13 protein-coding genes are annotated in these 13,868 nt (G+C 64.3%); 2 read left to right on the top strand and 11 right to left on the bottom strand.

Features of this window, described 5'->3' with window-relative positions:
* Positions 1–29: 29 nt before the first annotated feature.
* From EXZ48_RS19260 to EXZ48_RS19245, 4 genes are read right to left on the bottom strand one after another with little or no spacing between them, the layout of a single operon-like run.
* Positions 30–1,028: a TRAP transporter substrate-binding protein gene (locus EXZ48_RS19260; RefSeq protein ID WP_050745702.1), complete on the bottom strand. Its 999-nt coding sequence runs from the start codon at positions 1,026–1,028 to the stop codon at positions 30–32.
* A gap of 26 nt (positions 1,029–1,054) precedes the next feature.
* On the bottom strand, positions 1,055–2,887 hold the full coding sequence (locus tag EXZ48_RS19255; RefSeq protein ID WP_371687666.1) for a TRAP transporter large permease subunit: 1,833 nt from the start codon (positions 2,885–2,887) through the stop codon (positions 1,055–1,057).
* A gap of 18 nt (positions 2,888–2,905) precedes the next feature.
* A complete protein-coding gene (locus tag EXZ48_RS19250) occupies positions 2,906–4,036 on the bottom strand; it encodes an LLM class flavin-dependent oxidoreductase (RefSeq protein WP_050745703.1) in 1,131 nt (376 codons plus the stop codon).
* Positions 4,037–4,046: 10 nt separating this feature from the next.
* Positions 4,047–4,889, bottom strand: coding sequence for an ABC transporter substrate-binding protein (locus EXZ48_RS19245; RefSeq protein WP_130517683.1), 843 nt, complete (start codon positions 4,887–4,889; stop codon positions 4,047–4,049).
* A 217-nt stretch (positions 4,890–5,106) separates the two neighbouring features.
* Here EXZ48_RS19245 and EXZ48_RS19240 point away from each other — a divergent pair, with 217 nt between their 5' ends.
* Both EXZ48_RS19240 and EXZ48_RS19235 read left to right on the top strand, forming a co-directional pair.
* Positions 5,107–5,472, top strand: coding sequence for a helix-turn-helix transcriptional regulator (locus EXZ48_RS19240; RefSeq protein WP_023512576.1), 366 nt, complete (start codon positions 5,107–5,109; stop codon positions 5,470–5,472).
* Between the two features lie 2 nt (positions 5,473–5,474).
* The gene (locus EXZ48_RS19235) at positions 5,475–6,104 is read left to right on the top strand and encodes a glutathione S-transferase family protein (RefSeq protein WP_050745705.1); all 630 of its coding nucleotides are present in this window, start codon (positions 5,475–5,477) and stop codon (positions 6,102–6,104) included.
* A 9-nt stretch (positions 6,105–6,113) separates the two neighbouring features.
* Here EXZ48_RS19235 and EXZ48_RS19230 read toward each other — a convergent pair whose 3' ends face one another.
* The 7 genes from EXZ48_RS19230 to EXZ48_RS19200 form a co-directional block, all read right to left on the bottom strand.
* Positions 6,114–6,875: an ATP-binding cassette domain-containing protein gene (locus tag EXZ48_RS19230; protein WP_050745706.1), complete on the bottom strand. Its 762-nt coding sequence runs from the start codon at positions 6,873–6,875 to the stop codon at positions 6,114–6,116.
* Positions 6,872–8,086 (bottom strand): alanine racemase, encoded by a 1,215-nt coding sequence (locus tag EXZ48_RS19225; RefSeq protein WP_130517681.1) that lies wholly within the window; start codon positions 8,084–8,086, stop codon positions 6,872–6,874. The genes EXZ48_RS19230 and EXZ48_RS19225 overlap by 4 nt, the downstream gene beginning before the upstream one ends.
* 11 nt (positions 8,087–8,097) lie before the next feature.
* Entirely contained in the window at positions 8,098–9,075 is a 978-nt protein-coding gene (locus tag EXZ48_RS19220) for an ABC transporter permease (protein WP_023512572.1), read from the bottom strand.
* Between the two features lie 37 nt (positions 9,076–9,112).
* On the bottom strand, positions 9,113–10,171 hold the full coding sequence (locus EXZ48_RS19215) for a substrate-binding domain-containing protein (protein ID WP_050745709.1): 1,059 nt from the start codon (positions 10,169–10,171) through the stop codon (positions 9,113–9,115).
* A 72-nt stretch (positions 10,172–10,243) separates the two neighbouring features.
* On the bottom strand, positions 10,244–11,305 hold the full coding sequence (locus EXZ48_RS19210; protein WP_050745710.1) for a substrate-binding domain-containing protein: 1,062 nt from the start codon (positions 11,303–11,305) through the stop codon (positions 10,244–10,246).
* Between the two features lie 29 nt (positions 11,306–11,334).
* Positions 11,335–12,594: a M20 family metallopeptidase gene (locus EXZ48_RS19205; RefSeq protein WP_050745711.1), complete on the bottom strand. Its 1,260-nt coding sequence runs from the start codon at positions 12,592–12,594 to the stop codon at positions 11,335–11,337.
* A complete protein-coding gene (locus EXZ48_RS19200; RefSeq protein WP_050745712.1) occupies positions 12,591–13,805 on the bottom strand; it encodes an ROK family transcriptional regulator in 1,215 nt (404 codons plus the stop codon). Before EXZ48_RS19200 ends, EXZ48_RS19205 begins: the two co-directional genes overlap by 4 nt.
* Positions 13,806–13,868 lie beyond the last annotated feature (63 nt).

Here is a 13,868-nt window from a genome sequence, read left to right as displayed (position 1 = left end):
CCGTGTTGAACGCCTGTACGGGGCAAGGGCTATGCCGACTGGACGGCCCTGATACGCTCAACGCCGCCAACGATGGCGGAGAAATCCTGCCAGACGCCCTGCGCGCCCTTCTGCCATTCGTCAAACGCGTCCGGTTTCAGCAGCTTGCCGCCGTTCTTCAGCGATTGCTCGACGGACTTCGCTTCGTCCTCGACAATGAGCTGGTTGAAATAGGTCGCCCCCTGGCGCGATGCATCCTGGAAGACGGCCTTCTGCTCATCGTTAAGCTGGCCCCAGAAGCCGGCGGCGTAGAAGATGACGCCCGACGCCCAGATATGGCCCGTTTCCGTCATGTAGGGCACGACTTCGTAGAGCTTGAAGCCGGCATAGGCCGATTTGGTAAGGTCCATGGCATCGGCAACGCCGGTCGACAACGCATTGTAAGTCTCGGTGATCGGAATACCGACGGGCGTGGTGTCGAAAGCGCTCCACAACCTCGTGTGCAGCGGGCTCTGGATAACCCGGATCTTCTTGCCCTTCAGCTGGTCCGGGCGCGTGACCGGCTCCTTGGTGAGGAGATGGCGCGCTCCGTAGTTGATGAAGTCGCCGACCACGAAATTCTGCGCGGCAAGCTTTTGCCGGAGGTCGGCGCCGACGTCGCCATCGACCGTCTTGCGCACATGGGCGGCATCCCGGAAGAGGAAGGGCAGGTCGAGTATCTGCAGGTCCGGTACCCAGCCCGAAAGCGAGGAGACTGTCGAAAGGCTGGCGTGAACGGAACCGAGGCGGGCGCCTTCGGCCACTTCCTTCTCGCCGCCCAGTGCGCCGTTCTTGACGATATTGAAGCGGAACTGGCCCGGAAGCTGCGCCTCCACCAGTTCGCTGATCTTCACCCACACCCTGGTTTCCGGCTTGTCGTCACCCAAGAGCGAGGCGACCGTGATCGTCGTGGCGCTGGCGGATGCCGCGCGAATATAGGCCGGCGCCGCAAAGGCGAGCCCGGTGGCGGCAGCGGTCTTCAAAAGAGTACGGCGGTTGAGATTGCTCATGTCTGATGTCCCCATGACAAGATGCGTTAGAAAAGAATCGCCCAGGCGCAAAGGATCGCCAGGGAAACGAGAAGCGCGGCGAGATAGGGCACGACGGCCCGAAAGAGCGCTGTGGCGGGAATGTGGGTCACGCCGCTCACCACGAAGATGAGCATGCCGAGCGGCGGCGTCAGGCCGTGGATCATCAGATTGACCACCAGAATGACCCCGAAATGGATCGGATCGATGCCGGCGGCCACCGCGGCCGGCAGCAGGATCGGGCCGAACAGCAGGATCGCCGCGCCGATATCGAGCACGAGGCCGACGACGAGAAGGATGATGTTCGAAAGGATGAGGACCGCAAGCGCACTTCCGCCCAAAACTGTCACGAATTGGGTGACGAGGCCCGAGACGTCATCCACGGCGAGCAGGAACGCGAAGGGACCGGCGGTGCCGATCAGCAAGCCGATCGCAGCCGCTTCCGTCGCTGCCTGGCGGAAAGAAAGAAAGACGGAACCGAACCCGAGTTTCGACCAGGCCGCAAGGCCGAGCGTGTAGAGCGCAGCCAGGGCGGCAGCTTCCGTCGTCGTGACGACGCCGACGCGGATGCCCACCACGACAATGATACCAAGGCCGAAGGCCGGAATGGCCGCTATGGCGGCCCTTCCACGCTCGGCGCCCGTCGCACGGACCTGCCCTACCTGCTCCCGGACCGTCAGGTGAATGGCCACCGCAAGGCAGACGGCCATCAGCCCGCCGGCAAAGAAACCGCCGACCAGAAGCGAACCCACGGACAGGTTGGTCGCCGCAGCAAGGATCAGGAAGGCGATCGAGGGCGGAATGACGTTGTCCAGTACCGAGGTCGCGGCGATGATCGCACCGGCCTGCGCCGGCGGATAACCGTGGCGGACAAGTTCGGGCTGGAAGGTCGATGCACCGAAGGCAGCATTGGCGAAAGACGAGCCGGAGGCGCCGGAAAACAGCACGCTCGTCAGAAGCGTCGTCTGCGCCAACCCGGCCCGCCGGTGGCCGACCATGGAGGCGGCGAAACGCACGAGCTGGTTGGCGACGCCAGACGCCGTCAAGAGCCCGCCGACCAGGAGAAAGAAGGGAATGGCGAGCAGCAGGAACTTCGACATGCCGGTAACGGTCGTCGAAACGATCGCCGGTTCCGGTAGGCTGCTGCCGAAGGCGATCGCGACATAGGCCGCGGCAAGGAAGGCATGCGCCAGCGGCGCGGCCAGAAGCAGGCCAAGCCCCGCCACGACCGCCAGAAAGAGGCTTGGCGGCAGGTCCGTGCCAAATCCGGTCTCCGGGACACCGAAATAGACCGCCGCACCGAGCACGAGCGATGCGGATACGCCGCCGATCCTGCCCTCTCCGATCCGCCGCAGGACAAGCACGACGAGGACGAGGCCGCCTCCCGCGCCAAGAAAACCGAAGCGGATCCATTCCGGGATGCCAAGCGTCGGCGATACGCCGCCCAGCATGGCCATAATCTCGCTGCCGCCAAAAAGCAGGATCGACGCGGCAAGGACCGTGAACACATCCGCGAGCATCTGAGCCAGGGGCAGCAAACGCGCCGGCAGCAACCGAATGAAAACATCGAGCCGCATGGCCAGCGCGCTGCCGAGGCTGAGCGGCGCGCCAAGCGCGATCAGCGCGACATGCAGCCAGATTGCAAGATCTTCTGAGCCGACAAAGCCGGTCGAGAAGAAATAGCGCAATCCGACGCTCACCAGCACAACCGCGAGCAGCATGGTAAGAATGAAGGCCGCGAAGGCGCCGAGCGCATCTTCGATCCGCTTCAATGCATGTTCGGCAAGATTGCGCGCGGGCGCGGCCGGCGCGTCGAGGATGGAGGACTGGCTGATGGCCACGCGTTTACCTTTCCGCTCTCAGGCGCTCTTGACCGTCGAGAGGTCGCGGTCGAAGAGTGTCGACCAGGTGAATTGCCGCGCCTGCGACACCTCCCGGGAAACATCGAGCCGCGGCAGAACCGTCTCGCCAAAACGATAGGCTTCCTCGAGCAGGGGCATGCCGGAGAGGATGAAGGTTTCGACGCCGGCTTTCCGGTAGGCCTCCAGCGTCCGGATAACGGTATCGGGCGAACCGACGATCGCCGTACCCGGTCCCGGCCGGACAAGCCCGATGCCAGCCCAGAGATCCGGAGCGACTTCCAGGTCCCGCAGGTTGGTGGGCTTCAGGCCGCCGTGCATCGCGGTCATGCGCTGCTGGCCGACGGAGTCGCTCCGGCCGACGAAGCGCTGATTGGCTGCAATTGCAGTGTCGTCCATGCGGTCGTAGAGATCCGCAGCAGCCTCCCAGGCCTTGGCATCCGTGTCGCGCACGATCACGTAGAGCCGGATGCCATATTCAAGCTTGCGGCCATAGCGGTCCGCCCTCGCCTTCACCGCGTCGATCTTTTCCTTGATCTGCTCCGGCGTCTCGCCCCACGACAGATACGTGTCGACATGTCTGGCGGCGACATCGAGTGCCTTGTCGGAGGATCCGCCGAACCAGAGCGGTGGCGGCGCGATGGTCTCGCCGACCGGTAACGCCAGCCGAGCACCGTCCGTCTTGAAATACCTGCCCTGGTGCGTGACGGTTTCGCCGGCAAACAGCCGATGCCAGATCTGCAGATATTCATCCGCCATATCGTAGCGCTCGTCATGCGGCATGGTCATGCCATAGGCGCCGAGCATCTTCGCGTCGCCGGAGACGATGTTGATCAACAGCCGCCCGCGCGAGAACTCCTGCAGCGTCGCCGCCATCTTGGCGAGCAGCGTCGGCGCGACGAGGCCGGGATGGATCGCGACGAGGAGTTTCATCCGTTCCGTGGAAGACAGCAGCGCGCTTGCCAGCACCCAGACGTCGTGCGCACCGGTCGCAAACAGCGCACCGGTAAAACCGAGATGGTCATAGGCCTGGGCGAGCTGCTTGTAATATCCGAGATCGACCTTGCGGGAGCCTTCCGGCTGCCAGGGATAAGCCCCATCCGGAGCGCACATATACCAGAGAACGTTCATCGAAGGCTCCTCAAGCGGACAGGATCGATCGCTTCAATGCGACCCCGGTGGAAAAAAGACCGTGCCGGTGAAGGGTGTCGGCCTCGGCCTGCTGTTCGGCGATAATCTCCGCGCCCGCCGGACCGACGGAGAAATCCCGAGAGCGAAGGACACGCTCCCAGGCATCCGCATCGCCATCGCTGTTCTCTTCCGCGGCCAGCAGCTCCGCCGCCTTGCGGAGATCCGCCGTCACTTCCCGGCCGACACGATCGAGTTCGTCCGTGATGGTCCGGATCGTTTCGGCCGGCAGCGCGTGCCGTTCGAGCTTCCAGAAGAGGGAGCGGTTGGGAATGGTCCCGCCGCAGCGGACGAGCAGTCGCAGGTCCGGCCTGCCCGAGACCCTTTCGAGGCGTGGCGACATGGCGACCCAGGCATCGACCCGGCCCTCCAGAAGTTCCTCCAGGGAATCGTGGTGGGCGCTCTCGACCCTCGTCACATCTGCCAGGCCGAGCCCCTCGCCTTCCAGGCTGCGCGCCAGCAGATACGTGTGAAAGGAGCCATCGACGAGGGAAACCCGCTTGCCGGCAAGGCCGGCCATGGACTGGATATCGCTGTCCACCCGCACGAAAATCGCGCCATTGGCCGGGCGCGGCGCCGAAGCCGCGATGTACTGCACGCCGAGCCCCAGCGCATCGGCCTCGATCGGCGGTGTCGAGCCCGTGCCGCCAAAATGGATCCTGCCGCTTTCAAGCAAGCGGGCGGTATCGCGCCCTTCGCCATAAGGCACGAATTCCGGGTCAAGTTTCGCGAAGCTGCCCGGCCAGAGCCGGGCGAGCCGCAAATGTAGATTGTTCGGATGGACGCCGATCCGCATTTTCACTCCCGCATGTCAATTCTGCGAGACAATTTACTTTTTTATAGATTGAAAGCGAGGAAGGCTGTCCCGGCCTGCGGGCGTGATCGCAATGAGAATTCTATTAAATCGATAGAATAAGGAATATTTCTGCTTCTATCGGCGATAGCGCTGTCCCGGCCGTTGAATTTGAGCGAGAGACATTTTACTTTTTTATAGAGCAATAGGGAGTGTGTCCTTGACCAAGCCGGTCTCCAATCGAATTTGCCGCAGCGTCGGCGAGGCCAGCGAGCTCCTGAAACTGGTTGGCAATGCCAATCGCCTCGCGATCATCTGTTATCTCATGGAGACGGAGGCCTCCGTTTCTGCCCTCGAAGAGGAGCTCGGCATCCGCCAGCCAACGCTGTCGCAGCAGCTCGCCGAACTGCGTGAAGCCGGCATCGTCATGGCGCGCAGGGAGGGCAAGGCGATCGTCTATCGTGTCGGCGATCCAAGGGCCGAGGCGATCGTGCATACCCTGCGCCAGCTCTATGCAGGCCTCGACGACGTGACCGGGCGCTTCGCCATGCGGGCGCTGCCGGTCGAGGACAGGATGTTCGACTGACGATGATCGACCTCTACACCTGGATCACTCCGAACGGTCTGAAGGTCTCGATCGCGCTCGAAGAGTTCGGCCTCGACTATCGCCCCCACACGATCGATATCACCCGGGGCGACCAGTTCTCGCCGGAATACCGAAAAATCAATCCCGGTTCGAAGATCCCGGCGATCATCGACCATGACACGGGCGTCACGCTTTCCGATTCAAGCGCGATCCTTCTCTACCTTGCGGAAAAGACCGGCCGCTTGCTGCCGGCGAGCGGCCCCGCCCGGTTCGAGGCCGTCGAATGGCTCTTCTGGCAGGCAGGAGGCTTCGGCCCGACACTGGGGCACGCGCATACCTTCCTCACCTACAATCCCGGAAAGGCACCCTTCGCCGAGGCCCTGTTCGCGGGCGAAACACGCCGGCTCTACAGCACCCTCGAGGCACGGTTGGCCGGTCGCGAGCATATCGCCGGCGACTATTCGATCGCCGACATCGCGATCTGGCCATGGGTCTCGCGCTTCCAGCGCCACGTGATCGATCTTGGCGACTTTCCCGAGGTACAGCGCTGGTATCTCGCAATGGCAGGCCGCGCACCCGTGAAACGCGGCTACGCGGTCCCGCATGTCACAGGCGAGATACCGTTACCCTGAAAGCGGCAATCAGCTCTGCTGCAAGCCAGTGATCATCGCGATGATCTCGTTCTTGTCGGTCTTCTTCGTCTCGCGGATACCGATCTGCCTGCCGCGGCGCAAAACGCAGATGCGGTCGGAAAGTTTGAAGACCTGGTCGAGGCTGTGGCTGATGATCAGCACGCCGATATTGCGTGTCTTCAGCGAGGCGACGATCTCCTCCACCTTGGCGGTTTCGGCAACGCCGAGCGCGGCGGTCGGTTCGTCGAGCAGGATCAGCTTGCTGGCCCAATGGGTCGCGCGGGCGATAGCGACACCCTGGCGCTGACCGCCGGAGAGGTCACGGATCGTCGCGTGCGCGGAGGGGATGCGTACGTCCAGTTCCTTCACCAGCTTTTCCGTCTCGTCAATCATGCGGCGGCGGTCGAGCAGACCGAAAGCCCTGGTCGGCTCGCGGCCCAGAAACATGTTCATGTAGACCGTCTGCTGGTCGGCGAGCGCGAGATCCTGGTAGACGACTTCGATGCCGTGCGCACGCGCCATCGTCGCGTTCGACATGGCGACGGCCTCACCCTCGATGGCGATCGAACCCGAGGTCGGCGGGTGCACGCCGGAGATGATCTTGATCAGCGTCGACTTGCCGGCACCGTTGTCGCCGACAAGGGCGACGATTTCGCCGGGATGGACATCGAGCGAAAAGTTCTCGATGGCGACGACGCCGCCGAAGGTCTTGCGGATGTCCTTCAGCGCCAGGATGGGCTGGCCGGTCGTGGTGGCAGCGTTCGCTTTCATGCCCTTTGCTCCCAGATCGGCCAGGCGGCGGTTTCGCCAGCCGTATTCTCGACGGTCTCGACCTTCGGCGCACCGGAGGAGATGCCGGAAACGCCAACGACATAGGCACGGGTGACGAAGGCCTGGCCGCGAAAACCGAAGATAGCGGTGTCACCCGGCTTTGGTGCGCCCGGGCCGGTTGCATCGATCATCGCGTAATAGTCGATGGCCGAGGGCGGCGGGATTTCGACGCTGCGCAAGGCATTTGCGGCGACAGTCGGCTCGTCGGAGACGATGGCCTTCACGTCATAGTCCGGGAAGATCGGATCGATGTAGAAGCCGCCGCCGAAGCAATAGGCCTTGCCGCCCGAGAGGTGCGAGACCTCGGTGAGGTAGAGCATGGCGGGCAGCTCCGGCAGGTCTTCCACCACATGCAGGGCCGTCGTGCCGTGCAGACCGTTACCGGGTTCGCATTGCGTGGCGCCGGCTTCCGCCAGCGCGGCAAGCAGCACGCTGGAGGTAGTGCCGGGGGCGTTGACCTCGATGTCGCGGCGTCCGACCTTCGCCAGCGCCTCGGCGGTCTGCGTCAGCGTCGCAAGGTTCGGGGTGGGCAACACCTTGCGGGCCTGATGATCGAAGAGCAGCGCCGGGAAGGTCGTAATGCCGGCGAAGCGGCCACCTTCGAGGCCATCAAACATGTCGGCAACGGCGACCACATCGCTGGCGTCGAAGCCGCCCTCATGGCCGCGATAGAAGGTATCGCCTTCCGCGTGGATACGGGCGAGAAGGTTCTGCGTGCGGCCGGCCGCCTTGGCGCCGGCGGCGGCCTCGCGCGCCTTGGCCTCGTTGAAGACCGTCCAGTAATCCGGCTGGAGCACACCGGCGGCGCCGTTCGCCTCATGACGGGCAACCTGCTGGAGATGGCCGAGATGGCCGACCTTCAGGCCCGCCCGGTGGGTCGCCTTGGCGCAGGCCATGTCGACGGCGACGGCGCGATCGATGCCGCCGGCGAGGATTGCCTTGCAAGCCGAGCTCGACCGGCCGAACTGTTTCGTCATGGCGAAGGTTTTCAGGCCGAGCCGCGTTGCCTCGTCCTTGAGGATGCGGGCGTTGCGCTCGATCGCGTCGAGATCGATCACATAGGCATTGGCCGGGATTTTGCCCTCGCGGTGAAGTTTCTGGGCGGCTTCGATGAAACCGGGATTGCGCCGGCGCAGAACGTCGAGAAACATTCAGGTTCTCCTCAGCGGGATTTTTCGCGCAGCGACACGGCGACTGCGGCAAGGATGATGAGACCGCGAACGATCATCTGGTCGGAGACGGAAAGGCCCATCAGGATGAGGCCGTTGTTGAGCATGCCCATCATCAGCGAGCCGACGAGCGCACCGATGATCGAGCCCTTGCCGCCGTTGAGCAGCGTGCCGCCGACGATGACGGCGGCAATGACCGTCATCAGGTCGGTCTCGCCGAGCGTATACTTCGCCGCTTGAAGACGTCCGGCATAGAGAAGGCCGGCAAGCCCGGCGAGCGCGCCCGAAATCATCAGCACGGCAAGGCGCATCTTCGGTACGGAAATGCCGGAGACGCTGGCCGCCCGCGCATTGTCGCCGACCGCCAGCACATGGGCGCCGAAGCGGGTCTCGCGGTAGAGGATATGGCCGAAGGCGACGGCGATGGCCGTCCACCAGATGAGCGAGGGAATGCCCAGGAGCGCGCCGGAGCCGAAGAAGCCGGTGAAGGTCTCGTTCGTGACGGGAATGCTGCGCAGGTCCGTCATCGAGCGCGAGACGCCGGCAAAGAGGCCGAGCGTCGCCAGCGTGACGAGGAAGGACGGCAGCCGCACATAGGCGACCAGCACACCGTTGACGAGACCGATCAGCAGGCCGCAGCCGAGACCGGCGGCGATGCCAGGCACCATGCCGTAACTCTGCATGGTGACGGCCGCGGCGAGCGCCGCGACGGCGACCGTCGAGCCGATGGAAAGGTCGATCTCGCCCGCCGACATGACGAAGACGAGACCGATCGCCATGATCGTCGCCGGCGCCGTCTGCAGCACGATGTTCGAGAGGTTGCGGACCGTCAGGAACCCGCTGTCCTTCAGCACGATGGCGAAGAACAGGAAGATCGCGAGGAAGCCGAAATAGACGACATATTGCTGCAGGTTGACGCGGCCGGCCAGCCCCGCCGCACGGACCGCGGCACCCTGGTTGGTACTGGACATGATTTACCTCCGTGAATGAGAGCCGACCGGGCTTCGCTTATTTCAAGGCGTCGGCGATGGACTGCGGAACGTCCTTGTTCAGCGACGTCTTCCAGCCTTCCTTCACCGTGTCCTTGGTGACCGCCAGGGAATCGACGACGAGGAACGGGGCAGCCTCCTTGCCGAGCATCGCGCCCGCCGCGGACCGGGCCGCCGTGACGCCGATATTATAGGCCTCGTCGGCAATCAGCGCCGCGACGCTGCCGCCCTTGACCATGTCGAGCGCGGCCGGCTCGTTGAGGTCGAGCGTGACGATCCTGGTGTGGCTGTTGCCGGCCGAACGCAGTGCCGAAAGCACGCTCAGCGCCGGCTCGGCCCAGGTGACATAGATGCCGTCGAGATCGGGATGCTGCGTCACCATCGCCTGCGCGATCTCCTCGCTGCGGGCGGGATCGGCCATACCCTGCTCAGCGACGATCTTCATGTCAGGATAATCCTGCTCGATGGTCTTCTTGAAGGCCTGGTCGCGCTGGTTGGTCACGTAGAAATCGGCATCGTGGAAGATGTAGCCGACCTTGCCCTTCTTGCCCAAGGCCTCTGCCATGGCGACGCCGGCCTTGTTGCCCATCTGGAAGAGGTCGTCGGAAACAATGGTCACATAGTCCTTGCCGTGTTCGTAGCCGGCCGGCGAGTTGTCGACGAAGGCGAGCTTGACGCCAGCCGCACGGGCCGGGTCATAGACGGTAGCGGCGCTGGCCGGATCGACAGGCAGGGACACGATGATCGACGGCTTCTTCGCCAGCACCGTCTCGACATCCGCTTTCTGGCGCGCGCCGTCGAAGCCGGCATCGGTCTGTGCGACAACCTCGATGCCGAGGCGCTTGAACTCGTCCTGGGCGCCGGCATTGACCGCATTGGTGTATTCGCTCATCTCGTGCCAGACGAGGGCCGCGGTGAATTTTCCGTCCTTGATCTTCTGCTCTTCCTCGGCGGTGAGCGTGACGGTGCTGGCGGCCGTCGGCGTTTCGCCGTGCGGGCCCGTCGTCGCTCCGTCAGCGGCAAAGGCGTGCGCGCCGAAAAGGCCGGTCATCAAAGCGAGCGTGGTTGCGATACGCATGGTTTCCTCCCGTGAAACTGCAACATTGGGGCGATGGGGCTGCGGCGGTTTGGCGCCGCCGCAGTCAGGCGGTCACTTCGCTGCGTCGAGCACCGATTGCGGCGCGTCGCGGTTCAGCGAGTCTTTCCAGGCTTGGGAGACGTTCTCCTTGGTAACGGTGAGCGCCGGGGCGACGACGAAGGCCGGCGTTTCCTGGCCGAGCAGCGATTTCATGCCGGCAGCAGCCATGGCGCGGCCAAGCTCATAGGCCTTGTCGGCGACAAGTGCCGTCACATTGCCGCCCTTGACCATGTCGAGTGCCACCGGCTCGGCGAGATCGAGCGTGACGATCTTCGTCTTCGTGTTGCCCGCGCCACGCAGCGCCGCCAGCACACCGTCCGCGGGCTCGGCCCAGGTGACATAGATGCCGTCGAGATCCGGGTTCTGCAACAGCATGGCATTGGCCAGTTCCTCGGCGCGCGCCGGGTCGGAAATGCCCTGTTCCGCGACGATCTTGATATCCGGATAATCCTTCTCGATGGTCGACTTGAAAGCCTGGTCGCGCTGATTGGTGACGTAGTAGGTCGCGTCGTGGAAGATGTAGCCGACCGTGCCCTTGCCGCCGATCGACTTGGCGAGCGCATCAGCCGCCTGCTTGCCCATCTGGAAGAGGTCGTCGGTCACGATGGACGCATAATCCGCACCGTGTTTGTAGTCCTTCGGTACATTCGACAGGAAGACCAGCTTGGCACCGTCGGCGACGGCCTGGCGGAACGCTTCGGCCGACGTAACCGGATCGAGCGGCAGAGCGAGAATGACGTTCGGCTTGGCGGCAAGCGCCGTCTCGATGTCGCTGCGCTGACGCGCGGCATCGAACTGCGCATCGGTCGTCACGGCGATCTCGATGCCGGCGCGCTTGAACTCATCCGTCGCGCCCTGGCCGACCGCATTGGTGAAATCCGACGAGGTGTGCCAGAGGAGCGCCGCCTTGTAGCCCTTGTCCTTCAGCGCCGCGATATCGGCATCTGACAGCGCCACGTCGGCGCTGGGCGTCGCTGCCTCGCCGGCCGGGCCGACGGTCTGGGCGATGGCGGTTGCGGCGCTCATGATAAGACCGGCGGCCAATGCCCCGGCCAGCCATTTCGTCATCTGCATGGTCCTGTTCCCTCTTTTGCTTGAGTTGTTCATTCCACCGTTCCGCAGAAGCGCGCCATGAAGGCCGCGAAGCCGACGACTCCCGCGAGAAATTCCTCGATCTCGACATGTTCGTTGTAGGTGTGGCAGTTGCGGATATCGCCCGGCGCGCAGTAGACTGCGGGAATGCCCAGCCGGTTCACGAAGAACGGCGATTCCGACCAGAATGGTGCGCCCGCAATGTTGCCGCGGCCCGCAAGCGCCCCGCTGATCGCCTCCGACAGCATCGCAACCTCCGGCCTATCAGCATCGATCTCCGCCGCCGTACCGCCAAGCGCATGGTCGCGGCCGGCCGGATAGGAAAACGCCACCGTGATTTCGGGATCGTCGATAGCACCGCGCACGGTCGCCTCGATCTCGGCCGCCGCCTGATCGAGCGATTCACCCGGCAGGAGCTTGCGGATGAGCGAGAGTTCGCATTTTTCCGGCACCGCGATGTAGCCGCCGCCACTGAGCCCGGTGATCAGCAGAAACGAGCGGCCGACAAGCGCATGCTCGGCCCGGGCGGAAATTTCGTCGGAGTGCTTCCAGAGCGCGCTCATGACACCATGGCTGGCACGCAACGCATCCTTGCCCAGCTCCGGCACGCCGAAATAGGCCGAGCGCCCGGTGATCGTGATATCCGCGATGAAGAAGCCGATTTGTGCGGGATAGACGGCAAGCTGTGTCGGCTCGACATAGACGACGAAGTCGGGCCGCTCGACCTCCCCGGTTTCGATCCGCGTGACATAATCCTTGATGCCGGCCGAAACGCCGGTGCCCGGCTGGCCGCTCTCCTCATCGCCGACGAAGGCGAAGGAAACATCGCCGGCAAGTTTAATGCCCGCCGCATCGAGGAGAGCGAGGGCGGCGAGCGAAGACGTGATGCCGGCCTTGAGGTCTCCCGCGCCGCGTCCCCACACAGCGCCGTCGACGATGGCGGCGCCGAAGGGATCCTCGCGCTCCGTACCGGCCCAGTTTTCGCGCCAGCCATCGACATGCACGACATCCGTATGGCCGATAAAAAGCAGGTGCGGGCCACGCCCCACGCCGACGCGCTTGCCCCAGACATTCGGGCGACCGGGCAGGAAATCCACCGTCTGCAAGGCGGAAAGGTTCAGCGCGCGCATCGCCTCGGCGAGATAGGCGGCGACATTCGCCTCGTTGCCGGTAATGCTGTCATGCCGGATCGCGCCACGGAACAGGTCGATCGCCGCGTCGCGGTCGAAGGCTGCCCGAAGGCGGGCGAAGAGATCGTTCTCTGCCGTCATTCTGCGGCCTCCTGGGGCGAGTCCGTTCCGGCGGGCGGAAGGGAAAGGCTGGCGCTCGGTGTCGCCACACCGAACAACGTGTTGTGCAACTGGCTGAGACCGATAGCCGTAGCCCCGACAAGCGCTGCCCGAGCTCCGAGGTCGCTGGAGACGAGATCGACAGGATAGGGGAAACATTGCGGCAGAAAGTGCCGGGCGCGCTCCAGGATTTCGGGGCGCAGGCCGATGGAGCCGCCGAGGATCACGAGCTGCGGATTGGCGATGGCGCAGATGGCGGCGATGCCGCAGGCCACCTGGCGGCCGGTTTCGTCGATGGCGGCAACGGCCGCGGCCTCACCCGCCGCCGCACGCTCGAAGATAGCGGGGACATCGATCTTCCGACCCGCGGCAGCCTCATACCGTTCGATGATGCCGTGGGTGGCGACCGCGCGCTCATAAGCCCCGACGCGCAGGGACTCCGGATCGAAGGGATCGGTGCCGATCGGCAGGAAGCCCATTTCGCCAGCGGCGCTCGCCGCCCCACGCACGAGATGACCGCCAAGGATGAGACCGCTACCAATACCGGTGCCGAGTGCGACATAGGCAAGATTGTCGATGCCCTGCCCCTGCCCCTGCCAGCTTTCGCCGAGCGCCGCGAGATTGACATCGTTCTCCAGAACGACATCGAAGCCGAGCGCCCGCCGGAAAGCCTCCAGCACGTCCATGCTGTCGAAATCGCGGATATTGGGCGCAAGCAGCACGCGGCCGGTCCGGTTGTCGGGTGCGCCGGGAACGCCGACGACGGCAAGCCGTAGCTTCGCCCGCGGCACCGCCGCCTTCGCCGCGGCAGAAAGGGCCATATCGGCAATCTGGCTCACGAGATGGCCGCCGCCGCGCGGATCGGTCGGCGCCGCATCCTCGACCACGATCTGCCCGGCAAGATCCGTAACGGCGACGCGAACCTTCGTGCCGCCGAGATCGACCGCGACAATGAAGGCGGCATCGACCACCAATTCGTAGGTGACGGCCGTGCGACCGACATGCCCGCTGGTCCGGCCGGTTTCGCGGACCCAACCGCCATCCTCAAGGTCCCGGACGATCTCGGAGATCGTCTGTTTCGACAGACCCGTCAGCTTCGCGATGGACGCTCGCGAGATCGGACCGCCCTGAACGATCGCTTCCATGACGGCGCGTTGGGAGAACTGTCGGGAGATACGAGGCGCGTCGGTCATTGCAACCCTATTTAGTTCGTTCTGTCACCGAACTTATTAGAGGGTGACGTACCTGTCAATCCC

It is taken from the genome of Shinella sp. JR1-6 (assembly GCF_004284735.1).
Taxonomy (GTDB): domain Bacteria; phylum Pseudomonadota; class Alphaproteobacteria; order Rhizobiales; family Rhizobiaceae; genus Shinella.
This window is presented reverse-complemented; position numbering and strand designations above follow the sequence as displayed.

Bases quoted from the DNA above. Each gene is read 5' to 3' on its own strand.
- EXZ48_RS19260 (WP_050745702.1), bottom strand. From the start codon at position 1,028: ATGAGCAATCTCAACCGCCGTACTCTTTTGAAGACCGCTGCCGCCACC.
- EXZ48_RS19250 (WP_050745703.1), bottom strand. From the start codon at position 4,036: ATGAACGTTCTCTGGTATATGTGCGCTCCGGATGGGGCTTATCCCTGG.
- EXZ48_RS19245 (WP_130517683.1), bottom strand. From the start codon at position 4,889: ATGCGGATCGGCGTCCATCCGAACAATCTACATTTGCGGCTCGCCCGG.
- EXZ48_RS19235 (WP_050745705.1), top strand. From the start codon at position 5,475: ATGATCGACCTCTACACCTGGATCACTCCGAACGGTCTGAAGGTCTCG.
- EXZ48_RS19230 (WP_050745706.1), bottom strand. From the start codon at position 6,875: ATGAAAGCGAACGCTGCCACCACGACCGGCCAGCCCATCCTGGCGCTG.
- EXZ48_RS19225 (WP_130517681.1), bottom strand. From the start codon at position 8,086: ATGTTTCTCGACGTTCTGCGCCGGCGCAATCCCGGTTTCATCGAAGCC.
- EXZ48_RS19220 (WP_023512572.1), bottom strand. From the start codon at position 9,075: ATGTCCAGTACCAACCAGGGTGCCGCGGTCCGTGCGGCGGGGCTGGCC.
- EXZ48_RS19215 (WP_050745709.1), bottom strand. From the start codon at position 10,171: ATGCGTATCGCAACCACGCTCGCTTTGATGACCGGCCTTTTCGGCGCG.
- EXZ48_RS19210 (WP_050745710.1), bottom strand. From the start codon at position 11,305: ATGCAGATGACGAAATGGCTGGCCGGGGCATTGGCCGCCGGTCTTATC.
- EXZ48_RS19205 (WP_050745711.1), bottom strand. From the start codon at position 12,594: ATGACGGCAGAGAACGATCTCTTCGCCCGCCTTCGGGCAGCCTTCGAC.
- EXZ48_RS19200 (WP_050745712.1), bottom strand. From the start codon at position 13,805: ATGACCGACGCGCCTCGTATCTCCCGACAGTTCTCCCAACGCGCCGTC.